Genomic DNA, 22,619 nt, shown 5'->3' with positions numbered 1-22,619 from the left:
TACTATCCCTTGAGTTGCCTTGCGGCTGTGCCATAGCCTGCGCGCAATGCAAAAGCTCGATCCCCGTGGCCGCAAGGTCAAGATTCTCGCTACGGTCGGTCCGGCCAGCAGCGACCCTGCCATGCTGCGCCGCCTCTACAAGGCCGGTGCCGACGCGTTCCGCGTCAATATGAGCCATGGCGACCACGCCACCCATGCCGCCACCATCAGGGCGATCCGCGATCTCGAGCGCGAATTCTACCGTCCGGTGGCGATCCTGTGCGACCTCCAGGGTCCCAAGCTGCGGGTCGGCACCTTCAAGGGCGGCAAGGCGGTGATCCGCCATTCGGGTCACTTTACCCTCGACCGCAATCCCGAACCCGGTGACGAGACCCGTGTCGAACTGCCGCATCCCGAGCTGTTCGGGCTGCTGAGCAAGGGCCAGCGGCTGCTCATCAATGACGGCAAGATCAGGCTGGTGGTGAAGGAAGCCAACGAGGACCGGATCTTCTGCTCGGCCGAAGTCGGCGGGGTGATCTCCGACCGCAAGGGCGTCAACGTACCCGACGCCGAGATCCCGATTCCGGCAATGACCGACAAGGACCGCAAGGATCTCGAATTTGCCATGGACCAGGGTGCCGACTGGATCGGCCTCAGCTTCGTTCAGCGGCCCGAAGATCTGGCCGAGGCGCGCCGCCTGATGGGCGGACGCGGGGCGCTGTGTGCCAAGATTGAAAAGCCGATGGCGATCCGCCGGCTCGACGAGATCATCGAGATGTCCGACGGCATCATGGTTGCCCGCGGCGACCTCGGTGTCGAACTCGAGCCGCAGGAAGTGCCGCCGCTGCAAAAGCAGATCGTCAACAAGACCCGGCTCAAAGGCAAGCCGGTGATCGTGGCGACGCAGATGCTCGAAAGCATGATCGAAAGCCCTGCCCCGACCCGCGCGGAAGTCTCCGACGTGGCAAACGCCGTCTATGATGGGGCTGACGCGGTCATGCTCTCGGCCGAAACAGCGGCCGGAGAGTGGCCCGAGGAAGCGGTCACCATCATGCACAAGATCGCGGTCCAGGTGGAACGCGACGGCGATTACATCCAGCGCGTGCGCCTTCTCGACACCCCGCCCGACCCTACCACCGCCGATGCGCTGAGCCATGCCTGCATGACCATCGCCGATACCGTGTCGATCAGCGCTATCACCGTCTTCACCGGCAGCGGCTCGACCGCGCGACGGGTTGCCCGCGAACGGCCCAGCGTGCCGATGCTGGTGCTTACTCCGTCGATGAAAACCGCGCGCCGGCTGGCCCTGCTGTGGGGCGCGCATGCCGTGGCGACCAAGGATATCGGTAGCTTCGAAGAGATGATTGCCAAGGGCAAGCGGATGGCGCTTCGGCACGGATTTGGCAGCGCCGGCAGCAAGCTTATCGCGCTCGCGGGCGTGCCGTTCGGTACGCCAGGCAGCACCAATTTGCTCCACGTGGTGACGCTCGCCGGCGACGAGTTGGATCGTCACCAGGCCGGCGAAGACGAAACCAGATGAAGATCGTCGCCTACGGCCTGCTCGCCGCCCTGGTTTTGATGAGCCTTGCAGCGGGCGGGGCCAAACTGGCGAATATGCCGCAGGAAATCGCATTTTTCCGCGAAGCAGGGGTGAGTGCTCTGTGGCTCGTGCCCTTGGGGCTGGTGCAAATCGCAGGAGCCGCGGCGTCGGTCTTTGCCCGGACCCGAGTTGCCGGATTGGCCCTTGTGGCAGCCGGTTTCCTGGCATCGAGCATGATGATTTTTTCCACTGGCGATATCCGCTTCGGCGCGCTGTCGCTCATCCCGGTGGTATTGGCGATCGCATTGCTAGGCTGGGAAAAGCGACGCGCCTGAGATTCAGTGTCGGGGCAGCCCTGCGCTGCACCCGGCAAAGAAGTGGCCGCACGTTAACACTAATCGCGCTCCTGCGGGCCTATGGTGCACCTCGTCAGGAACAGAACTATGAAATTTGTAAGGCTTCCATCACGCGGTGGCGATTATCTCGTCGTTGCAGGCAATATCGCTTGGCTCAGGACTGGCGAGAATGGCCAGACACTGGTCGGCATGGTCGGCGGCAGTCCGTTGCTCGTGACCGGCAGCATCGAAGAAGTGTCACACTCGATTATCGCTGGCTAACCCCAGCATCAATTGGCCGCGCGTTCCAGCCGTGCTCGTGCCTCACCTTCGCCGATCAGCGGTAGCAGCTCGGCCATGTCGGGGCCGTGGTCCATCCCGGTAAGAGCCTGCCGCAGCGGCAGGAACAATGGCTTGCCCTTGCGCCCTGTAGCCTCCTTGAGCGCACTGGTCAGCGCGTGCCACGGATCTTCGCTCCAGGACAATGTCTGCGCCGCTACGGCGAGATAGTTCCGATCCTGATCGGAGAAATCGGGTTGTTCGATGGGCCCGGTGACCAGGCGCCACCACTCCCCGGCTTCATCGACATGAGACAGGTTGGGCCGGATCGCATGCCAGCCGGCCTCGTCAATCCCCGCAGGCAGACGCTGCCGCACATCTTCGAAGTCCATCTGGTGGACAATCGCGGTATTGACCCGCTCGAGCTCGGCATCGTCGAACTTCGCAGGAGCGCGGCCGAAGGTCGAAAGATCGAAGGTCTCGATCAGTCGCTCCCGCTCGGCAATCGGCTCTACGGGAAGCGATGTGCCCAGCCGCGCCAGCAGAGCGATGATCGATACAGGCTCGATCCCGCGTTCGCGAAAGGCGTCGCAACCAAGCGAACCCAGCCGCTTCGAAAGCTTGCCTTCCTTGCCCACCAGCAGCGCCTCATGAGCGAATTCGGGCACTTGCGGCGATGATTTATGCTGCACAGCATAAAGTGCGGTAAACATCTGTAATTGCACGGCAGTATTGGAAACGTGATCCTCTCCTCGCAGCACGTGGGTCACCCCCATGTCGATATCGTCGACGGTGCTCGGAAGCATGTAGAGCCAGCTGCCATCGGCGCGCCGGACGACCGGGTCGGAGAGCGTGGCCGGATCGAATTTGGACGCGCCGCGCACGCCGTCTTCCCAGGCAATCGCTTCGTCATGGTCGAGCTTGAAGCGCCAGTGCGGGGCGACGCCCTCGACCTCTTTCGCCGCGCGTTCTTCATCACTCAACCGGAGCGCTGCACGGTCATAGATTGGCGGCAGCCCGCGTCCGAGCTGGATCTTGCGCTTGATTTCCAGCTCCTGCGCGGTCTCGTAGGCCGGGTATATCCGTCCGGCCTCGCGCAGCGCATCGAAAGCCGCCTGGTACTTCTCGAGCCGTTCCGACTGGCGCTCTTCGCCATCGGGCTCCAGCCCCAGCCACGCCAGATCGGCCCGGATCGCGTCGACATACTCCTCGCGCGATCGCTCGGCATCGGTATCGTCGATCCGCAGCAGGAATTTCCCCCCGTTTTTCCTGGCGAGCATCCAGTTGTGCAGCGCCGTGCGGATATTTCCGACATGCAGACGACCTGTGGGAGATGGAGCGAAGCGGGTGATGGTGGTCATGCATTGCCGTTAGCGCGGCTGTTTGCCTAATGCGAGCAAAGTGTGGAGCAGTCGTCTGGTTGCCTGCGCCGCAAAGAAAAGCCCCGCCGGATCGCTCCGGCGGGGCCTTTTGTTTGGTCCGTGACGTTGGAGCTTAGCTGTCGCTCTGCTCCACGGCGTCGGTTTCGGTAGCCTCGGGAGCGGGTGCAGCCTCTGGCTTGGCATCGCCACCACCCATGGCCGCAGCCATGGCATCGGCATCCATCACTTCGGCTTCCGGTTCCTTCTCTGCCGGGACTGCTTTCGCAGCTTCGTCGGCAGCCAGGGCCTCCTGCTGCTTTTTCCACTGCGCACGCAGTGCAGCATCGCGGGCCGAGGCGGTGACGCGCATGCGGTTCATACCAGCGCCGGTACCGGCCGGGATCAGGCGACCTACAATCACGTTCTCCTTGAGTCCGATCAGCGTGTCCTTCTTCCCTTCAACCGAAGCCTGCGTAAGCACGCGGGTGGTTTCCTGGAACGAAGCGGCCGAGATGAACGAACGTGTTTGCAGGCTGGCCTTGGTGATGCCGAGCAGCACCGGAGTGCCCGTAGCCGGCTTCTTGGACTTGGTCAGCTTGGCGTTGGCCTCGTCCATTTCTTCGCGATCGACCTGTTCGCCCGGAAGCAGAACGGTATCGCCACCATTGGTGATCTCGACTTTCTGCAGCATCTGGCGAACGATCACCTCGATGTGCTTGTCGTTGATCTTCACGCCCTGCAGTCGGTAGACTTCCTGGATCTCGTTGACGAGATATTCGGCCAGCGCTTCGACCCCGAGGACATCGAGGATGTCGTGCGGGTTCGGGCTGCCCGAAATCAGGGTGTCGCCCTTCTTCACGAAGTCGCCTTCCTGGACGTCGATTACCTTGGTCTTGGGGACCAGGTATTCCACCGGATCACCTTCCTCGGGAACAATCGCGATCTTGCGCTTGGCCTTGTATTCCCGGACGAATTCGATCTTGCCGGAAATCTTGGCGATAATCGCGTTGTCCTTCGGAATACGCGCTTCGAACAGCTCGGCAACACGCGGCAGACCGCCGGTGATGTCGCGGGTCTTGGCCGCTTCACGGCTGGCACGGGCAAGAATATCGCCCGCGTCGACCTTCTGGCCATCCTCGACCGACAGCGTCGTGCCCGGTGCGAGCATATAGCGCTGCGCTTCGGTTTCGCCGTCATCGGTCTGGCCTTCGCCGAGAAGGGTCATGCGCGGACGCAGGTCTTCCTTCTTCTTGCGGCCAGTCGCCCGGTTCTCGGTAACGATACGCTGGGCAATGCCGGTTGCATCGTCGACCTGTTCTTCCAGCGTCACGCTTTCGACAAGGTCATGGAACTTCACCAAGCCGGACTGCTCGGTGATGATCGGCAGGGTGAACGGATCCCACTCGGCCAGGCGATCGCCTTCCTTCACCTTGGCGCCGTCCTTGTGCATCAGGACGGTACCGTAAGGCACCTTGTGGATTTCACGCTCGCGACCTTCGGCGTCGATCACTGCCAGCTCGCCATTGCGGGCGAGACTGAGGATACGACCCTTCTTGTCGATAATCGTCGGCATGTCGCGATATTCGACCTTGCCGTCCGAGATCGCTTCGAGGTGCGAGGTTTCGTTGAGCTGCGCGGCGCCGCCGATGTGGAAGGTCCGCATCGTCAGCTGCGTGCCCGGCTCGCCGATCGACTGGGCCGCGATGACGCCCACGGCTTCACCGATGTTGACCGGCGTACCGCGCGCAAGGTCACGACCGTAGCACGTACCACACACGCCCTGGTCGGCTTCGCAAACCAGCGGCGAGCGGATCTTGGCGACCTGTACTTCGGCCTCCTCGATTTCCTTGACCATCGGTTCGTCCAGCAGCGTGCCGGCCTTGACGATCACTTCGCCGGTCTTGGCGTTGACGAGGTCCTCGGTCAGCGTACGGCCAAGGATACGTTCGCCCAGCGAGGCGATCACCGAACCGCCCTGCACGATCGCACGCATTTCGAGCGCGTTGTCGGTCTTGCAGTCCTCTTCGACGATGACGCAATCCTGCGACACGTCGACGAGGCGGCGGGTCAGGTAGCCCGAATTCGCGGTCTTGAGCGCGGTATCGGCCAGGCCCTTACGCGCGCCGTGGGTCGAGTTGAAGTATTCAAGGACGGTCAGGCCTTCCTTGAAGTTCGAGATGATCGGGTTCTCGATGATCTCGCCCGACGGCTTGGCCATCAGGCCGCGCATACCGGCCAGCTGCTTCATCTGCGCCGGCGAACCACGCGCACCGGAGTGGCTCATCATGTAGATCGAGTTGATCTGCGATTCCTTGCCATCCTTGTCGAAGGTCTGAGACTTGATCTCGGCCATCATCGCGTCGGCGACCTGGTCACCGCAACGGCTCCAGGCGTCGATCACCTTGTTGTATTTTTCCTGCTGGGTGATCAGGCCGTCCTGGTACTGCTGCTCGTAATCGGCCACCTGCGACTTGGTTTCCTCGATCATGCCGACCTTGCTGTCGGGGATGATCATGTCGTCCTTGCCAAAGCTGATGCCGGCCTTGAACGCGTGGCGGAAGCCCAGCACCATGATGGCGTCGGCGAACAGCACCGTGTCCTTCTGACCGGTGTGGCGATAGACCTGGTCAATGACGTCGCCGATTTCCTTCTTGGTCAGGAGCCGGTTGACGATGTCGTAGGGAACCTTGTGGTTCTTGGGCAGGCATTCACCGATCAACATACGGCCCGGCGTCGTGACGAAGCGTTTCATCACCGGCTTGCCGTCCTCTTCGGCCTGCGGCACGCGAGCGATGATGCGCGTGTGCAGCGTAACCGACTTGGTTTCCAGCGCCTGGTGAACCTCGGCCATATCGGAGAAGCGCGGCAGCTTCTCGATCTTGGTGCCGTCCTTCTCCTCGATATACTCAGGGGTCTTTTCCTGGCGTTCCATCGACAGGTAATAGAGGCCCAGCACCATGTCCTGCGAAGGCACGATGATCGGCTTGCCGTTGGCAGGCGAGAGGATGTTGTTGGTGCTCATCATCAGCACGCGCGCTTCGAGCTGGGCTTCCAGCGAAAGCGGCACGTGGACCGCCATCTGGTCACCATCGAAGTCGGCGTTGAAGGCCGAGCAGACGAGCGGGTGCAGCTGGATTGCCTTGCCTTCGATCAGCACGGGCTCGAACGCCTGGATGCCGAGACGGTGGAGCGTCGGAGCGCGGTTGAGCAGCACCGGGTGTTCGCGGATCACTTCATCCAGGATATCCCAGACTTCCTTGCGTTCCTTCTCGACCCACTTCTTGGCCTGCTTGAGCGTCATCGACAGGCCCTTGGCATCGAGCCGGGCGTAGATGAACGGTTTGAACAGCTCGAGCGCCATCTTCTTGGGCAGGCCGCACTGGTGCAGCTTGAGTTCGGGACCGGTCACGATGACCGAACGACCCGAATAGTCGACGCGCTTGCCGAGCAGGTTCTGGCGGAAGCGGCCCTGCTTGCCCTTGAGCATGTCGGACAGCGATTTCAGCGGACGCTTGTTGGCACCCGTGATCACGCGGCCACGGCGACCATTGTCGAACAGGGCGTCGACCGATTCCTGCAACATGCGCTTCTCGTTGCGGACGATGATGTCCGGCGCGCGCAGTTCGATCAGGCGCTTGAGGCGATTGTTGCGGTTGATGACGCGACGATAGAGGTCGTTGAGATCGGACGTCGCGAAACGGCCACCATCGAGCGGCACCAGCGGGCGCAGTTCGGGCGGGATAACCGGCACGACTTCGAGGATCATCCACTCGGGACGGTTGCCCGACTCGATGAAGCTCTCGACAACTTTGAGACGCTTGATGATCTTGGCCGGCTTGAGCTTGGACTTGGTTGTCGCCAGCTCTTCCAGCAGGTCCTCTTTCTCCTGTTCGAGATCGAGGTCCATCAGCATGATCTTGACCGCTTCGGCGCCAATCCCGGCGGTGAAGGCGTCTTCGCCATACTCGTCCTGCGCTTCGAGCAGTTCGTCTTCGGTCAGCAGCTGGAATTTCTCCAGCGGAGTGAGGCCCGGTTCGGTGACGATGTAATGTTCGAAATAGAGCACCCGCTCGAGCTGCTTCAGCTGCATGTCGAGCAGCAAGCCGATGCGGCTCGGCAGCGACTTGAGGAACCAGATATGCGCCACCGGAGCGGCCAGCTCAATGTGGCCCATGCGCTCGCGGCGAACCTTGGTCACGGTGACCTCGACGCCGCACTTCTCGCACACCACGCCCTTGTACTTCATGCGCTTGTACTTGCCGCACAGGCACTCGTAATCCTTCACCGGGCCGAAGATGCGCGCACAGAACAGGCCGTCACGCTCAGGCTTGAACGTCCGGTAGTTGATCGTTTCAGGCTTCTTGATTTCGCCGAAGGACCACGAACGAATACGCTCGGGGCTCGCGATGCCGATCTGGATCTGGTCGAACGTTTCCGGCTTGGCCAGCTGGTTGGTGAATTTTGTCAGTTCGTTCATGGCGTTTGTCGGTTCCTGATGCGCCTCGCGGCGGCTTCTAAATTTCTACTTCGGGCGTGCGGTGACGGGGTCAGTGCAAGCCGGACAATGTGGGTGGGAGCTGGACAGGGGGCCTGTTGGGGACGTTGTCGCGATCCAGCGGATGCGGCAGCTGTGTAACCGGGTCGCGTTGCATGGAACGGTCCTTTCGCAGCAGGGTAATCTCGATCAGCTCGATCAATTCGCCGTCGCGGGTGACAAGCGGCTCGGCCTGATTGTTGGCGTGCATGTGGACGACGTCGAAATGCCGGGTCAGGCGCTTGATGACCGAGGGCAGGACCAAGCGTCCGAAATCGGTGGCCAGGGCATCGAGATGATGCAGCTCTAGCACCATGACGCGAAAGCGCTTGAGCGTCGCTTCACTGACCTGCGCCAGCGTAAGCCACTCATGACCCTCGATGTCCATCTGGAGCATGAGATCATCTGAACCCGGCTGCTTGGCTGCAATCCAGTCGTCAAGCGTGATGGTGTCGCCATTGCTCTCGATACCGATGAACTTGGCATCGAATTCATTGGCATCATGTTCCAGAGGCGAACGCTCGATCGAACCGTCGGCCTGAAAGCTGCGCATCCCGCGGGCAATGCACTCCCGCTCGAACTCGGCCGTCTGATCGACGCCGGGCGAGAACACCGCGACAATCCCGTCGAGATCGTTGGGCACCAGGTAACCGCCGTCGGTTTCCCCTCCAAGCCGGATGAGATCGTGCTCGGTCCGGACAGGATGGAGGTCCGCCAACAGGCTGCGCAGCGGCGTGCCGTCCGGCTCGCGCCGGATGACCACGCCCTTGGCGCCAGCCAGGTTCCTGATGATCCTCGAGATACGCATTGTTTCAATGGCAGCCTCCGCCAAGCGGCGGGGGCTGCCCATGTCTCCTAGCTACTCAGCTGCGATCTTCATGCCATCATCGTCTTCCCCGTCCGAGAACGAGGAGAGTTCGACGTTGAGGCCGAGCGAGCGCATTTCCTTGACGAGCACGTTGAAGCTTTCCGGGATGCCGGCTTCGAAGGTGTCGTCACCCTTGACGATCGCTTCGTAAACCTTGGTCCGGCCGACGACGTCGTCGGACTTGACCGTGAGCATTTCCTGCAGCGTGTAGGCAGCGCCGTAAGCCTGCAGTGCCCAGACCTCCATCTCGCCGAAACGCTGGCCGCCGAACTGGGCCTTACCGCCCAGCGGCTGCTGGGTGACGAGGCTGTAGGGGCCGATCGAACGGGCATGGATCTTGTCGTCGACCAAGTGATGCAACTTGAGCATATAGATAATGCCCACGGTGACCTTGCGGTCGAACGCTTCACCCGTACGTCCATCGTAGAGGACCGACTGTCCGTCGCTGTCGATGCCTGCCATTTCGAGCTGGATCGTCACGTCGCCTTCGCGCGCGCCGTCGAACACCGGGGTGCCCATCGGAACGCCGGCGGTCAGGTTGTTTGCAAGCTCGATGATCTCGGCATCGCTACGGCCGGAAATGTCGTCCGCATAGCGATCGCCATAGACCTTCTGCAGCGTTTCCTTGACCGCTTCGGGCGGCTTGCCGGCCTGCGGATCGGGATTGGCCATGCGCCAGTCTTCCAGCGCCGCCTTGACCTGTTGGCCAAGCCCGCGCGCCGCGAAACCAAGATGGGTTTCGAAGATCTGTCCGACGTTCATGCGGCTCGGCACGCCGAGCGGGTTGAGCACGATGTCGACCGGTGTACCGTCTTCAAGGAACGGCATGTCCTCAATCGGCAGGATGCGTGAAATCACGCCCTTGTTCCCGTGGCGGCCGGCCATCTTGTCGCCCGGTTGCAGCTTGCGCTTCACCGCGACGAAGACCTTGACCATCTTGAGCACGCCCGGCGCCAGTTCGTCACCGCGTTCGAGCTTCTCCTTGCGGTCATCGAACTTGTCGTCGATGCCCTTGACGGCTTCGTCATACTGAGACTTGACCGCCTCGATCTGCGCCTGGCGCTGATCGTCGGCCACGGCGAACTTGAACCATTCGTGCCGGTCGATACCCTCGAGCATGTCTTCGGTGATTTCCGAACCCTTCTTGACGCCCTTGGGCGCGGCAGAAGCGGTCTGGCCGAGCAGCATGTCGCGCAGACGGTTATAGGTCGCCCGGTTGAGGATCGCGCGTTCGTCCTGGCTATCCTTGCGCAGGCGCTCGATTTCCTCGTGCTGGATCGCACGCGTACGGTCATCGATCTCGATACCGTGACGGTTGAACACACGCACCTCGACGACCGTGCCGGCAACACCGGGCGGCAGGCGGAGCGAGGTGTCACGCACGTCACTGGCCTTTTCGCCGAAGATCGCGCGGAGGAGTTTTTCCTCCGGCGTCATCGGGCTTTCGCCCTTGGGCGTGATCTTGCCCGCCAGGATGTCGCCCGGGTGCACTTCGGCACCAATGTAGACAATTCCGGCCTCGTCGAGGTTGCGCAGGGCTTCCTCGCCGACATTCGGAATGTCGCGGGTGATGTCTTCTGGGCCCAGCTTGGTGTCACGGGCCATGACTTCGAACTCCTCGATATGGATCGAGGTGAACACGTCGTCCTTCACGATGCGTTCGGAGATGAGGATACTATCCTCGTAGTTGTAGCCGTTCCACGGCATGAACGCGACGAGGCTGTTCTTGCCCAACGCCAGTTCGCCGAGGTCGGTCGAGGGGCCGTCGGCAATAACGTCACCGGTTTCAACCGTCTCGCCCACCTTCACCAGCGGGCGCTGGTTGATGCAGGTGTTCTGGTTCGAGCGCTGGAATTTCTGCAGCGTGTAAATATCGACGCCGGACTGGCCAGCTTCGACATCGCCGATGGCGCGGATGACGATACGGGTGGCGTCGACCTGGTCGACGATCCCGCCACGCGTGGCAGTGATCGCGGCGCCCGAATCGCGGGCCACCGTTTCTTCCATGCCGGTGCCGACCCAAGGCGCTTCGGCCTTGACCAGCGGCACGGCCTGGCGCTGCATGTTCGAGCCCATCAGTGCGCGGTTGGCGTCATCGTTTTCCAGGAACGGAATAAGCGATGCGGCGACCGAGACGAGCTGCTTGGGGCTGACATCCATCAGCGTGATCGATTCACGCGGGGCCATCAGGTTGTCCCCGTTCTGGCGCGCCGAGATCAGTTCCTCGACGAAGGAGCCATCATCGTTGAGATCGGCCGAAGCCTGCGCAACGGTGTGCTTCTGCTCTTCCATCGCCGACAGGTAGATCACCTCGCTGGTGACCTTGCCATCCTTCACTACGCGGTAAGGCGTTTCGATGAAGCCGTACTTGTTGACGCGGGCGAAGGTCGAAAGCGAGTTGATGAGGCCGATGTTGGGGCCTTCAGGCGTTTCAATCGGACAGATGCGACCGTAGTGCGTCGGGTGAACGTCGCGCACTTCGAAGCCCGCGCGTTCGCGGGTCAGGCCGCCCGGGCCAAGCGCCGACACGCGGCGCTTGTGGGTGACTTCGGACAGCGGGTTGGTCTGGTCCATGAACTGCGAAAGCTGGCTCGAACCGAAGAATTCGCGCACTGCGGCAACCGCCGGCTTGGCGTTGATGAGATCGTTCGGCATGACAGTCGAGACATCGACACTGCTCATGCGTTCCTTGACCGCGCGCTCCATGCGCAGCAGGCCGACGCGGTACTGGTTTTCCAGCAGTTCGCCGACCGAGCGGACCCGGCGATTGCCGAGATTGTCGATATCGTCGACGTCGCCCTTGCCGTCCTTGAGGCCGACCAGTTCCTTGACCACGGCAAGGATGTCTTCCTTGCGCAGCGTGGTCACGGTGTCTTCGGCATCGAGGTCGAGACGCATGTTGAGCTTGACGCGGCCAACAGCTGACAGGTCGTAGCGCTCGCTGTCGAAGAACAGGCCTTCGAACAGGGCTTCCGCGGTTTCCTTGGTCGGCGGTTCGCCCGGACGCATGACCTTGTAGATCGCTTCCAGACCTTCGTCGCGGTTCTCGGCCTTGTCGACGGCCAGGGTGTTGCGGATCCACGGACCGGTGCCGACATGGTCGATGTCGAGCAGTTCGAGGCTGTCGATGCCGGCGGCGTCGAGCACTTCGAGGTTGTCGGGCGAAACTTCTTCGCCGGCCTCGATATAGATACGGCCGGTCGACTCGTCGATCATGTCACGCGCGGCATAGCGTGCGAACACTTCCTCGGTCGGCAGCAGCAGGTCCTTGAGACCGTCCTTTGCAGCCTTGTTGGCGGCGCGGGGGCTGATCTTTTGGTTGGCGGGGAAGACTTCCTCGCCGGTCTTGGCGTCGGCCACCGAGAAGGTCGGCTTGATACCGCGCCATTGTTCGGGAACGAACGGAATCTTCCAGCCGTCCTTGGCCCGCTTCCAGACGATCGTGTCGTAGAAATGCTCGAGGATCTGCTCGCTGTCGAGGCCAAGCGCATAAAGCAATGCGGTGACCGGCAGCTTGCGCTTGCGGTCGATGCGGACATTGACGATGTCCTTGGCGTCGAATTCGAAATCGAGCCACGAGCCGCGGTAGGGAATGACCCGCGCAGCGAAAAGCAGCTTACCCGAACTGTGGGTCTTGCCCCGGTCATGGTCGAACAGCACACCCGGCGAACGGTGCATCTGCGACACGATGACACGCTCGGTTCCGTTGATGATGAAGGTGCCGTTCTCGGTCATGAGCGGCATGTCGCCCATGTATACGTCCTGCTCCTTGATATCGAGCACCGAACGAGTTTCGGTTTCCTGGTCGACCTCGAAGACGATCAGGCGCAGCGTGACCTTCATCGGGGCGGCATAAGTGATGCCGCGCTGGCGACACTCGGTGGTGTCGTACTTGGGCGGTTCCAGTTCGTAGTGAACGAAGTCGAGTTCGGCGGTGCCGGCGAAATCGCGAATCGGAAATACCGAACGCAGCGTCTTCTCGAGGCCGGAGACGTAATCGATCTCCTTGTTCGAGCGCAGGAACTGTTCGTAGCTCTCGCGCTGGACCTCAATCAAGTTCGGCATTTTCACCACTTCGTGGATGTCGCCGAAAATCTTGCGGATGCGCCGCTTGGAGGTACCCGATGCCTTGACGGCGGTCTGGGCCTTCTTCTTCGCCTTGGTAGCCATGGGAGGAGTGTCGCCTCTTCTCAAATACGCCGGCGAAGATAAGTCCCGCCGGCAGGAAATCTTTTTCGAAACGCAAGGATTGGCACCACTGCCGGGACGCACAAAGGCCGCAGCACTAGGCGCGACCTTCCCGGTGGCGCTGCTGCAGCTTTCATCTAAGCGTCGCGATTGTGGTTGCCCGCTGCCTCCATCCTGAGACCGATCCCCGCGTATGAATCAGCCTTGCTCGAAGCAAGCGGTTGCGTGGCCATGTAGGAACCATGGGGACGCTTGTCAAACGATCGCCGCGCCTCAAGTCGAGCCGTTACCAATACGACAGTCCGTGCTATGGGGCAGAACCTGAAAATGGGGGAGGGCTGAAATGGCAATCCGTTTCGTATTTGCTTTTGCTGCGCTGGCATTGTCCGGGCCGACCCAGGTCTGGGCAGCGCCCGACGATGCTGCGGACGCCAGCGCAGCCACGGAAACAACGCCTCTTTTTGCTGAAGACGGACTTCTCCCGATCGAACTGATTGGACCGGTGCGCTCTATTGCTCGCGCGGCCCCACGCTCGACGAGGCCATATGCGGCCAAGCTGGTAGCAGCAGGGGAAAGCCACGCGATCATGTTGTCTGCGCGCGGTGTCTCGCGCCGCATTCGGGTCAATTGCGACTTTCCTCCAATGCGTATCGAGCTGGCTGCAAAGCCAGCCCCGCAATCGCTGTTTGCGCGGCAGAGCCGGATGAAACTGGTTACACACTGCCGCGACCGCGACAGTTTCGAAGCTGCGGTGATGCGCGAATATATCGCCTACCGGCTCTATTCGCTGGTAACGCCTCAAGCCCTCAAGGCCCGGTTGGTACAGGTAACCTATCGCGACGGATCCGACACCGTGACGACCCGGCGTGGTTTCTTGATCGAGGATATCGACGACGCGGCGCGGCGGGTTGGGCTCAGGGAAATCTCGACGGGCACGATCCGCCCCTCTGCGCTCGATACGCGCGCTGCAGCCCGCTTCGCCATGTTCCAATACATGATTGGCAACACCGACTTCGCGATGCTCGCTGGCCCCAACTCGGGCGAGTGCTGCCACAACGCCAAACTGCTCGCATCCGACAAGAATGCCAGGAGCGGCTTGGTGCCGGTGCCCTATGATTTCGACAATTCGGGGATCGTCAACGCATCCTATGCCATGCCGAGCGAAAAACTACCGGTCCGCAATGTGCGTCAGCGGCTGTATCGGGGATTCTGCCACCTCAATCCTCTGGCCCGCGAAGAGGCAGCAAAATTAGTAGCCCTACGCCCGGACATCATGCGCGAGATTGCTACCAGCCCCGCGCTCGATGACGGCAGTCGGCGGCAAATGAGCAATTATCTGGAAGCATTCTTCGATATCGCTTCTGATCCGGAAAAGCTGGAACAACGGGCTATATCACGCTGCCGCTAGCCCTTGGGATCCGTCTCCGCTTTGGATGGACCCGAATCGCCTTCCCCTGAACGGTCCCGCGGGTCCGCATCGTCGTCGGCGTCGGTTGCATCAACGAGAGGCTCGCGGCGCAAGTAACGGTGCGCCCCGTCCACCGCGCCGTAGTCCATCGTCCACAGCATGACGAAGGCATAATTGAACATTACGGTCATCACGAGCGCGATTTCCAGGGCGCCGATCCCGGCGGCCAAGCCGATGCCGATAGCGAGCAGGATATATATCGCATCGCCCGAACTCTTGAGCGTGTTGCGAAACCGCACCCCGCCCACGATCCCGGCCAGTGAAAATGCCAGTGCCAGAGAGTTGTGCACCATAACCACGATGGAAGTGACGGCGATTGGCAGCACGATCATGGTTTCGACAAGCGCCTGGTCGAATTCCTTGCGGCTGCGGGTCGCCATATAGGTCCAGGTGATCGGTACCGTGGTCAGCAAGGCCCCGGCGACGGCGATGAACAGCCACAGGATCGACCCGCCCAGATTGTCCACCCGATGCGCGCCGATCTTTATGCTCTGCAGCGGGTCGCTCGCCGGGGCCGAAAGCAGGGTCTGGGCCCCGCCGATCGGCAGGAAATCGCGCAATCCGGGATACAGGGTGATCATCAGAATGACCGCGCCCGTGATAAGCCCGTAAAACGCTGTCAGTCGCAGCATCAGTCGCAATGCCATCACTCGTTCTCCCCTTCGGCGGGCATAGCGCGAACACCTGGCATTGCCAAAGGTTCGCGCCGTTCGGTCTACGCCGGCTAGCCGAACGTCGCCTTGCAGCGTCGGCGATTAATCGGTAGCAGTTGCGCCCGCGAAAGCCGGCGACCAACCGCATGGCTTCGCACCCAGAGGAGAATTTGATGAAACGTCTTGCACTAGTAGCCGCTCTGCCCATCGCCATGACGCTCGCTGCCTGCGACGGCCCGGCCGAAGAAGTCGGCGAAGAAGTCGACGACATCACTGAAGCCCAGGCCGAAGTTGTCGACGAGAAGGCAGAAGCGCTCGAAGCGCAGGCTGACGCGGCCGAAGACGCTGGCGCCGCAGGCGATGCAGCTGCACTCGAATCCGAGGCCGAATCGCTCGAAGACAAGGCTGACGGCATGTAGTTTCCGCCGACCCTCGCTGCGTCGAGGGTTGACAGGACCATACAAATCCTTAGAGGCCCGCCACCGAACGGCGGGCCTTTTTTGGTTTGCCGTTTCACCGTCCGAGACAGTTGCTGGCCGGGGTTCGCCCGACCTTAATTTGCAGCCTAGGCGGGGAAATGAGAATTCAGGCCCTTTCCTTTATCCGGAAACCGGCCGTCTGACGCGATTGCGTCCTCCTTCCCCATCAATGGACAATTAGCCATGTCGCATGAGCGATGTGGCGATGTGAGCCGGTCGCATTTCGGAGCCATCCGCAATGCGATCATATGTGAAGGAGTATGGCATGGATCGTTCGCAAAAAGCCGACGCGGTCGCCGAGCTCAACACGGTCTTCAACGAGGCTGGCGTGGTGGTCATCACCCGCAACCTCGGCCTGACGGTTGCTGCTAGCACCGAACTGCGCGGGAAGATGCGTGAAGCTGGGGCGTCCTATAAGGTTGCGAAGAACCGTCTGGCCAAGCTCGCCCTGAAGGACACGGACTACGAAGGCATCAGTGAGATGCTGACGGGTCCGACCGCCCTCGGTTTTTCCGAGGACCCGGTTGCTGCTGCGAAAGCGGCGGTGGACTTCGCCAAATCGAACGACCGACTGGAGATCGTCGGTGGTTCGATGGGCGGGAAGTTGCTCGATGAAGCCGGGATCAAGGCGCTTGCCTCGCTGCCCAGCCTCGACGAGTTGCGCGGCACACTGGTGGGCCTCGTCAACGCCCCGGCGACCAAGATCGCCCGGGTTGTCAGCGAACCTGCCAACAAGCTCGCTCGCGTCTTCGGTGCCCAGGGCGCCAAAGAAGCAGCGTAAGCGGTTTCAAGCTGAACTGAAATTCCATTGGGGCACATTCGCCCCGACGTAATCTGGAGTAATTACAATGGCCGATATCAAGGCTCTCGTTGAAGAACTTTCGAAGCTGACCGTCATGGAAGCCGCCGAGCTTGCCAAGGCACTTGAAGAAGAGTGGGGCGTGAGCGCCGCAGCAGCAGTTGCAGTCGCTGGCCCGGCCGGTGGCGGCGACGCCCCTGCAGCCGAAGAAAAGGACGAATTCGACGTCGTCCTGACCGGCGACGGCGGCAAGAAGATCCAGGTGATCAAGGAAGTCCGTGCCATCACCGGCCTGGGCCTCACCGAAGCCAAGGGTCTCGTCGAAGGCGCGCCCAAGCCGATCAAGGAAGGCGTCAACAAGGCGGAAGCCGAAGAAATCAAGGGCAAGATCGAAGCAGCCGGCGGTACCGTCGAGCTCAAGTAAGCCTTTTGAAGAAATGTCGTGGGTGTCTTGAAGCGCCTGCGGACAGGAGGGCGGTGCCGCAAGGTGCCGCCCTTTTCTTATGGCGCACTCTGCGCTGGTGTGGCTCGCTGGACGCAGCACAGGCGTAATCGCGCCTGCCGCGCCAGCCCAGACCTGTCCTTGGCCGCTTGAGCAACCTATCCGGCTTGCCCCATGCAGATGTCGCTGCCCGATGTGGACCCGGCAAGTAGCTGGCGAGCCGAGATTGCCGCGACCTTCAACCTGTCGTGGCCGCTGGCGCTCGCCAACCTGCTGCAGATGCTGATCTACGCGATCGACGTGATTTTCATTGCCAGGCTGGGCGAAGCGCCGCTGGCGGCTTCGGCACTGGCGGTATCCCTGTTCGGCCTGGTGTTGTGGAGCCTGTCGTCGCTCACCGGTGCGGTGGCGCCGCTTATCTCTGCCGAACTGGGCGAACGCGCGTCGGCCCTGCGTCCGGTCCGGCGGGCCACGCGCATGGCGCTGTGGCTCTCGGTGTTTGCGGGCATTCTGGGGATGGGCGTTTGCCTGTTGCTCGAACCGATTTCACGCGCAACAGGGCAGGACGAACTGATCATCGAGCTGGGGCGCGACTACAATCTGTTGCTGATCTGGTCGCTGGTGCCGATGATCCTGGCCAGCGTGCTGCGCAATTTCGTTTCCGCGCTCGGTCGTCCAATCTTTGCTACCGCGATCACCGCCGGAGGTATCTTCGTCAACGCGCTGGCCAATTATGCTTTCATCTTCGGCAATCTCGGCGCTCCCGAGCTGGGTCTGAAAGGGGCGGCAGTCGCGACAATCATCACCTCGGTGGTGACGCTGGCTGCCTATATTATCGCCATCCGGCTTGATCGCCGTTTGCACCGCTATCACGTGCTGGGACGCTGGTGGTCACCCGATTGGCAGCGCTTCGCACAGATCGTCCGGATCGGCACGCCAATCGCGCTGACCGTGACGGCCGAGGCCGGCATTTTCGGCGCTGCGGCATTCCTGATGGGCAATATCGGGGCCGCGCAGCTCGCGGCGCATACCGTCGCCTTGCAAGTGGCCGCACTAGCTTTCCAGATCCCGTTTGGCATCGGCCAGGCTGCGACGATCCGGGTCGGCTATTTCTATGGTGCGCGTGACAGCGAGGGAATGAAGCGGGCAGGCTGGAGCGCGATCATCATGGGCACCGGCTTCATGGCAACGACCGCGCTTGCCATGGTGCTCGCGCCCGAAACCCTGCTGTCGATCTATGTCGATCCTGAAGCGGCCCGCAACGCGGTGCTGGTCGGCTTTGCCACACGCTACCTGATGGTCGCCGCGGCGTTTCAGCTGTTTGACGGATTGCAGGCGGTAGCGGCAGGTGCGCTGCGCGGTTTGCAGGACACCCGGGTGCCGATGTGGATTGCCATCTTCAGCTATTGGCTACCCGGCTTCGGCGTGGCGATGTGGCTCGGGTTTGCCTCGCCGCTTGGTGGCATGGGCGTATGGATCGGCCTGGCCACCGGCCTGACAATTGCCGCCCTGCTGCTGATCTGGCGCTGGAACGCACGTGAGCGATTGCAACTGACCACCCGGCCAGCAGCAACCGCTATCAAGCCGCCGCTTTCTGTGTGACCTCGCGCTGCGGGAAGGGGATCGAGATACCGACCGCATCGAACCGGGCCTTGGCCTTTTCGGTCAGGTCCCACGAGACCGCGACGAAATCGCCGGTGTTGCACCAGACCCTGAGGCCGATACCGACCGAGCTGTCGTCGAGCGAATTGACGAAGGCGACGGGTTCCGGATCGGCCAAAACCCGCTCGTCTGCGCTCGCCAGAGCCAGCAATTCCTCGCGCGCCTGCTCCATGCTGTCGCCGTAGCCGATACCCACGACCAGTTCGAAACGACGTACCGGGTGGCGGTGGAAATTGATGATTGGCTTGTTCCAGAGCTCGGAATTGGGGACCATCACGAACAGCCCGTCGAACTGCTTCAGCTCGGTCGTGAACAGGCCGATATTCTGGACCACCGCGGTGATCGAGCCGGCCTGAATAGCTTCGCCGACCTTGAAGGGCTTCTGGACCAGGATCATCACCCCTGAAGCGACATTGCTGAGTGTACCCTGCAAAGCGAGGCCGATGGCCAGCGCCATGCCACCCAGCGCTGCAAGGATGCTGGTTGTCTCCACCCCGAACTGCGACAGGACAGTAACCAGCACCAGCGCCCACAGCGCGTATTTGACCATGTTGGACAGGAATATCGCCACCGTCGGCTCGAACCGGGGAGAGCGCGTCAGGCTGCGCTCGACCCAGCGGCTGAGAAAGCCGGCCAGCAGCAGGCCGATCACCAGCACCGCGAAGGCACCGGCAATTTCAACTACGTGCAGCTTGAGCCAGTAGAGGATCTGTTCTGGCACGGTGAGCGCATTGGCGAGGGCTTCGTTCTGTGTCACTTGCTATCCCATCGATCTGTCGGCGCAGATCCGCATTGTCTTTGAGCATTGACGAAGTCAGCCCTTGCAATCGGCGGATCGAACGCGATCTTCGGTGGCAGCGGGTAGGGAAAATGAACCCGCATGGCCACCCCCGCTTCTCGCGCTGGCCGCCAGCTCGAAAATATTCCTGAACGCTTGTTGACTCGAAGCAAGGGCGCACCCAAATGCCCTCTGCTGGCACTCTCGATCAGAGAGTGCCAATATGTTCAACCTCATTGAAAGGTCATATAAATGGCATTTCGTCCCCTGCACGACCGCGTTCTGGTCCGTCGCATCGAAGCCGAAGAAAAGACCGCCGGCGGGATCATCATTCCCGACAGCGCCAAGGAAAAGCCAAGCGAAGGCGAAATCGTCTCGGTTGGCTCTGGCGCCAAGGCTGAAGACGGCACCATCACCCCGCTCGACGTCAAGGCTGGCGACCGCGTGCTGTTCGGCAAGTGGTCCGGCACCGAAGTTTCGGTCGACGGCGAAGACCTGCTGATCATGAAGGAAAGCGACATCATGGGGATCATTTCCTGATCCGCTGATCGCACCGCTTTTTCAGATACCCACCGAATTCCAGGAGAAACACAATGGCTGCCAAGGACGTAAAGTTCGGCCGCGAAGCGCGCGAAGGCATTTTGCGGGGCGTCGATACGCTCGCCAATGCCGTCAAGGTCACCCTCGGCCCCAAGGGCCGCAACGTCGTGATCGACAAGAGCTTCGGCGCACCGCGCATCACCAAGGACGGCGTTACCGTCGCCAAGGAAATCGAACTCAAGGACAAGTTCGAGAACATGGGCGCGCAGATGCTGCGCGAAGTTGCCAGCAAGACCAACGATCTTGCCGGTGATGGCACCACCACTGCCACCGTGCTCGGCCAGGCGATCGTGCGCGAAGGCATGAAGTCGGTTGCTGCCGGCATGAACCCGATGGATCTCAAGCGCGGCATCGATCTTGCCGTTACCAAGGTCGTCGAGAACCTGAAGGCGCGTTCGAAGGACGTCGCCGGTTCGGCTGAAATCGCCCAGGTCGGCATCATCTCGGCCAATGGCGATCGTGAAGTCGGCGAGAAAATCGCCGAAGCGATGGAAAAGGTCGGCAAGGAAGGCGTGATCACCGTCGACGAATCGAAGGGCCTCGAATTCGAACTCGAGACCGTCGAAGGCATGCAGTTCGATCGCGGCTACCTCAGCCCCTACTTCATCACCAACCCGGAAAAGATGACGGTCGAACTCGAAAACCCGTACATCCTGATCCACGAGAAGAAGCTGTCGAACCTGCAGGCGATGCTGCCGATCCTCGAAGCGGCCGTCCAGTCGGGCCGTCCGCTGCTGATCATCGCAGAGGACATCGAAGGCGAAGCGCTGGCGACCCTGGTCGTCAACAAGCTGCGCGGCGGCCTCAAGGTCGCTGCGGTCAAGGCACCGGGCTTCGGCGATCGCCGCAAGGCCATGCTGCAGGACATCGCCATCCTGACCAAGGGCGAGATGATCTCCGAAGACCTCGGCATCAAGCTCGAAAACGTCACCCTGGGCATGCTCGGCGAAGCCAAGCGTGTCACCATCGACAAGGACAACACCACCATCGTCGACGGTGCCGGTGACGAGAGCGACATCAAGGCCCGCGTCAACGAAATCCGCACCCAGATCGACAACACCAGCAGCGATTACGACAAGGAAAAGCTGCAGGAACGTCTGGCCAAGCTGGCCGGCGGCGTTGCCGTGATCAAGGTTGGCGGCTCTTCGGAAGTCGAAGTGAAGGAACGCAAGGACCGTGTCGACGATGCGCTCCACGCGACCCGCGCTGCGGTCGAAGAAGGCATCGTCCCGGGCGGCGGTACCGCTCTGCTCTACGCCACCAAGGCGCTCGAGGGCATGAAGGGCGAAAACGACGACCAGACCCGCGGGATCGACATCGTCCGCAAGGCGATCATCGCTCCGGTGCGTCAGATTGCCACCAATGCCGGTCATGATGGCGCGGTCGTTTCGGGCAATCTGCTGCGCGAAAACGACGAAACGCAGGGCTTCAACGCTGCGACCGACACCTATGAAGACCTGGTCAAGGCCGGCGTGATCGACCCGACCAAGGTCGTCCGTGTTGCGCTGCAGGATGCAGCTTCGGTGGCCGGCCTGCTGATCACCACCGAAGCGACGATTTCGGAAATTCCGGAAGACAAGTCGTCCGGTGGCGGCATGCCCGATATGGGCGGCATGGGCGGCATGGGCGGCGGCATGGGCTTCTAAGCCCAGAGCGTCATCCAATGACACAAGCAGGCCCGGCGGAAGCGATTCCGCCGGGCCTTTCTTTGGTCAGTCGTTCTTCATGACCTGAAACACGTGCGAGGCAGAGCAACTAATCAGCAGGAAGCCGGTCATAGCCTCTATCCCGGCCAGGAATTTGAGCTGGACGGTCGGCACGAGGTCACCGAGCCCGAGGGTGGTCAAATTGACCATCGAGAAGGAAAACAGGTTGAGGAACGGCGGAAATGCGACCTTCTCGAACCCGCCGAGCCCGGCAGCATGGGAAAGCTGATAGGCCACGGCAAAGATCAGCGCCGCGATGCACTGGCCGAGTGTGGCTGCCAGCAAGACGCCCTGGAAACGCGCCCAGCGCGGCCAAATCGTCGCCTGTACGGCGCTGTATGTCTTGCCCATCACGAGCAAGTGCTGCGCCCCGGCCAGCATGACGGCAAGCACGGCAATCGCAATTTGAAGTATCATTTGAGCAATCCTCTGGTTTGGGTGAGCCGCGCAGCCAGCGCCAGTGCCGCCAGGGGGACAACGATCCACATCACGATCGGGACCAGGCCCACCCCCGCGAATTTCGGCATGAGCGCGCTATACTCCCACCCCCACGGCACGCGCACGGCGAGCAGCTCGACAGCCAGCGTGATCGCCAGGCCGGTAGCGAGATAGGTCACCAAGGGCGCCGGGCGGACGGCGTGAAGCCAATATTGGTCGTTCGAAATCCAGCGCGCGCCAAGATAGGCAAAGACCATAATCCCGGCATCGCCAAACGATGCAAGCGCGCAATTCTTGGTCTGCTGCCAGCTGCTCAGATCGTTCGTCTGGAAGAACGGCATCTGCAACATTTCCCATGCGAAAGCGATGAGAAAGCCCATCAGCGCGAGCCAATTTTCGGGCCGATCAAGCCGCTGCATCATTCCCCCCTTTGTCCAAGCCTTGGGCAAATTCTTGGAACCCGATACCCCCGGGGGGTGTTTTGAGGCCAGCAATACAGGGGAGTAAAGC

Annotated in this window: 18 protein-coding genes; 10 read left to right on the top strand and 8 right to left on the bottom strand. The window is 61.6% G+C overall.

Annotation, left to right across the window (positions count from 1 at the left end; genetic code table 11):
• Nucleotides 1-46 precede the first annotated feature (46 nt).
• The 3 genes from pyk (at nucleotide 47) to ACXYL9_RS03025 (ending at nucleotide 2,136) form a co-directional block, all read left to right on the top strand.
• On the top strand, nucleotides 47-1,519 hold the full coding sequence (gene pyk, locus ACXYL9_RS03035) for a pyruvate kinase (protein WP_459038114.1): 1,473 nt from the start codon (nucleotides 47-49) through the stop codon (nucleotides 1,517-1,519).
• On the top strand, nucleotides 1,516-1,854 hold the full coding sequence (locus ACXYL9_RS03030; protein WP_459038113.1) for a hypothetical protein: 339 nt from the start codon (nucleotides 1,516-1,518) through the stop codon (nucleotides 1,852-1,854). Before pyk ends, ACXYL9_RS03030 begins: the two co-directional genes overlap by 4 nt.
• 108 nt (nucleotides 1,855-1,962) lie before the next feature.
• Nucleotides 1,963-2,136 (top strand): hypothetical protein, encoded by a 174-nt coding sequence (locus tag ACXYL9_RS03025; RefSeq protein ID WP_459038112.1) that lies wholly within the window; start codon nucleotides 1,963-1,965, stop codon nucleotides 2,134-2,136.
• Nucleotides 2,137-2,144: 8 nt separating this feature from the next.
• Here the strand turns inward: ACXYL9_RS03025 and gltX are convergent, their stop codons facing one another.
• The 4 genes from gltX to rpoB all read right to left on the bottom strand — a co-directional run bounded on the left by gltX (nucleotide 2,145) and on the right by rpoB (nucleotide 13,066).
• On the bottom strand, nucleotides 2,145-3,494 hold the full coding sequence (gene gltX / locus ACXYL9_RS03020; protein ID WP_459038111.1) for a glutamate--tRNA ligase: 1,350 nt from the start codon (nucleotides 3,492-3,494) through the stop codon (nucleotides 2,145-2,147).
• Nucleotides 3,495-3,627: 133 nt separating this feature from the next.
• Nucleotides 3,628-7,971 (bottom strand): DNA-directed RNA polymerase subunit beta', encoded by a 4,344-nt coding sequence (gene rpoC / locus ACXYL9_RS03015; RefSeq protein ID WP_459038110.1) that lies wholly within the window; start codon nucleotides 7,969-7,971, stop codon nucleotides 3,628-3,630.
• 70 nt (nucleotides 7,972-8,041) lie between these two features.
• Nucleotides 8,042-8,878: an FkbM family methyltransferase gene (locus ACXYL9_RS03010; protein ID WP_459038109.1), complete on the bottom strand. Its 837-nt coding sequence runs from the start codon at nucleotides 8,876-8,878 to the stop codon at nucleotides 8,042-8,044.
• Nucleotides 8,879-8,887: 9 nt separating this feature from the next.
• The gene (rpoB, locus tag ACXYL9_RS03005) at nucleotides 8,888-13,066 is read right to left on the bottom strand and encodes a DNA-directed RNA polymerase subunit beta (RefSeq protein WP_459038108.1); all 4,179 of its coding nucleotides are present in this window, start codon (nucleotides 13,064-13,066) and stop codon (nucleotides 8,888-8,890) included.
• A gap of 361 nt (nucleotides 13,067-13,427) precedes the next feature.
• Here rpoB and ACXYL9_RS03000 point away from each other — a divergent pair, with 361 nt between their 5' ends.
• Nucleotides 13,428-14,492 (top strand): hypothetical protein, encoded by a 1,065-nt coding sequence (locus ACXYL9_RS03000; RefSeq protein WP_459038107.1) that lies wholly within the window; start codon nucleotides 13,428-13,430, stop codon nucleotides 14,490-14,492.
• Here the strand turns inward: ACXYL9_RS03000 and ACXYL9_RS02995 are convergent.
• Nucleotides 14,489-15,199 carry a DUF4956 domain-containing protein gene (locus ACXYL9_RS02995; RefSeq protein ID WP_459038106.1) on the bottom strand — a complete coding sequence of 237 codons (711 nt, stop codon included), beginning with the start codon at nucleotides 15,197-15,199 and terminating at the stop codon, nucleotides 14,489-14,491. The genes ACXYL9_RS03000 and ACXYL9_RS02995 overlap by 4 nt on opposite strands.
• A 179-nt stretch (nucleotides 15,200-15,378) precedes the next feature.
• On the opposite strand from ACXYL9_RS02995, the gene ACXYL9_RS02990 reads away from it, so the two are divergent.
• From ACXYL9_RS02990 to ACXYL9_RS02975, 4 genes are all read left to right on the top strand, one after another.
• Nucleotides 15,379-15,624, top strand: coding sequence for a hypothetical protein (locus ACXYL9_RS02990; protein WP_459038105.1), 246 nt, complete (start codon nucleotides 15,379-15,381; stop codon nucleotides 15,622-15,624).
• Nucleotides 15,625-15,949: 325 nt separating this feature from the next.
• A complete protein-coding gene (rplJ, locus tag ACXYL9_RS02985; protein WP_459038104.1) occupies nucleotides 15,950-16,465 on the top strand; it encodes a 50S ribosomal protein L10 in 516 nt (171 codons plus the stop codon).
• Between the two features lie 67 nt (nucleotides 16,466-16,532).
• A complete protein-coding gene (rplL, locus tag ACXYL9_RS02980; RefSeq protein WP_459038103.1) occupies nucleotides 16,533-16,907 on the top strand; it encodes a 50S ribosomal protein L7/L12 in 375 nt (124 codons plus the stop codon).
• 198 nt (nucleotides 16,908-17,105) lie between these two features.
• Nucleotides 17,106-18,527, top strand: a complete 1,422-nt coding sequence (locus ACXYL9_RS02975; protein WP_459038102.1) for an MATE family efflux transporter — start codon at nucleotides 17,106-17,108, stop codon at nucleotides 18,525-18,527.
• On the opposite strand, the gene ACXYL9_RS02970 is transcribed toward ACXYL9_RS02975, so the two are convergent.
• Nucleotides 18,505-19,344, bottom strand: a complete 840-nt coding sequence (locus ACXYL9_RS02970; protein WP_459038101.1) for a mechanosensitive ion channel family protein — start codon at nucleotides 19,342-19,344, stop codon at nucleotides 18,505-18,507. The genes ACXYL9_RS02975 and ACXYL9_RS02970 overlap by 23 nt on opposite strands.
• Nucleotides 19,345-19,617: 273 nt before the next feature.
• Here ACXYL9_RS02970 and groES point away from each other — a divergent pair, with 273 nt between their 5' ends.
• Both groES and groL read left to right on the top strand, forming a co-directional pair.
• Complete coding sequence (gene groES, locus ACXYL9_RS02965) at nucleotides 19,618-19,905, top strand: co-chaperone GroES (protein WP_459038100.1); 288 nt, start codon at nucleotides 19,618-19,620, stop codon at nucleotides 19,903-19,905.
• Nucleotides 19,906-19,958: 53 nt separating this feature from the next.
• A complete protein-coding gene (gene groL, locus ACXYL9_RS02960; protein WP_459038099.1) occupies nucleotides 19,959-21,611 on the top strand; it encodes a chaperonin GroEL in 1,653 nt (550 codons plus the stop codon).
• Nucleotides 21,612-21,677: 66 nt separating this feature from the next.
• Here the strand turns inward: groL and ACXYL9_RS02955 are convergent, their stop codons facing one another.
• Entirely contained in the window at nucleotides 21,678-22,088 is a 411-nt protein-coding gene (locus ACXYL9_RS02955) for an ion channel (protein ID WP_459038098.1), read from the bottom strand.
• Nucleotides 22,085-22,531, bottom strand: a complete 447-nt coding sequence (locus ACXYL9_RS02950; protein ID WP_459038097.1) for a hypothetical protein — start codon at nucleotides 22,529-22,531, stop codon at nucleotides 22,085-22,087. The genes ACXYL9_RS02955 and ACXYL9_RS02950 overlap by 4 nt, the downstream gene beginning before the upstream one ends.
• Between the last annotated feature and the right edge of the window lie 88 nt (nucleotides 22,532-22,619).

The organism is Qipengyuania sp. CAU 1752, from assembly GCF_054482615.1.
This window is presented reverse-complemented; position numbering and strand designations above follow the sequence as displayed.

Excerpts from the sequence above, each read along its gene's own strand:
- pyk (WP_459038114.1), top strand. The coding sequence starts at position 47 with ATGCAAAAGCTCGATCCCCGTGGCCGCAAGGTCAAGATTCTCGCTACG.
- ACXYL9_RS03030 (WP_459038113.1), top strand. The coding sequence starts at position 1,516 with ATGAAGATCGTCGCCTACGGCCTGCTCGCCGCCCTGGTTTTGATGAGC.
- ACXYL9_RS03025 (WP_459038112.1), top strand. The coding sequence starts at position 1,963 with ATGAAATTTGTAAGGCTTCCATCACGCGGTGGCGATTATCTCGTCGTT.
- gltX (WP_459038111.1), bottom strand. The coding sequence starts at position 3,494 with ATGACCACCATCACCCGCTTCGCTCCATCTCCCACAGGTCGTCTGCAT.
- rpoC (WP_459038110.1), bottom strand. The coding sequence starts at position 7,971 with ATGAACGAACTGACAAAATTCACCAACCAGCTGGCCAAGCCGGAAACG.
- ACXYL9_RS03010 (WP_459038109.1), bottom strand. The coding sequence starts at position 8,878 with ATGGGCAGCCCCCGCCGCTTGGCGGAGGCTGCCATTGAAACAATGCGT.
- rpoB (WP_459038108.1), bottom strand. The coding sequence starts at position 13,066 with ATGGCTACCAAGGCGAAGAAGAAGGCCCAGACCGCCGTCAAGGCATCG.
- ACXYL9_RS03000 (WP_459038107.1), top strand. The coding sequence starts at position 13,428 with ATGGCAATCCGTTTCGTATTTGCTTTTGCTGCGCTGGCATTGTCCGGG.
- ACXYL9_RS02995 (WP_459038106.1), bottom strand. The coding sequence starts at position 15,199 with ATGGCATTGCGACTGATGCTGCGACTGACAGCGTTTTACGGGCTTATC.
- ACXYL9_RS02990 (WP_459038105.1), top strand. The coding sequence starts at position 15,379 with ATGAAACGTCTTGCACTAGTAGCCGCTCTGCCCATCGCCATGACGCTC.
- rplJ (WP_459038104.1), top strand. The coding sequence starts at position 15,950 with ATGGATCGTTCGCAAAAAGCCGACGCGGTCGCCGAGCTCAACACGGTC.
- rplL (WP_459038103.1), top strand. The coding sequence starts at position 16,533 with ATGGCCGATATCAAGGCTCTCGTTGAAGAACTTTCGAAGCTGACCGTC.
- ACXYL9_RS02975 (WP_459038102.1), top strand. The coding sequence starts at position 17,106 with ATGTCGCTGCCCGATGTGGACCCGGCAAGTAGCTGGCGAGCCGAGATT.
- groES (WP_459038100.1), top strand. The coding sequence starts at position 19,618 with ATGGCATTTCGTCCCCTGCACGACCGCGTTCTGGTCCGTCGCATCGAA.
- groL (WP_459038099.1), top strand. The coding sequence starts at position 19,959 with ATGGCTGCCAAGGACGTAAAGTTCGGCCGCGAAGCGCGCGAAGGCATT.
- ACXYL9_RS02955 (WP_459038098.1), bottom strand. The coding sequence starts at position 22,088 with ATGATACTTCAAATTGCGATTGCCGTGCTTGCCGTCATGCTGGCCGGG.
- ACXYL9_RS02950 (WP_459038097.1), bottom strand. The coding sequence starts at position 22,531 with ATGATGCAGCGGCTTGATCGGCCCGAAAATTGGCTCGCGCTGATGGGC.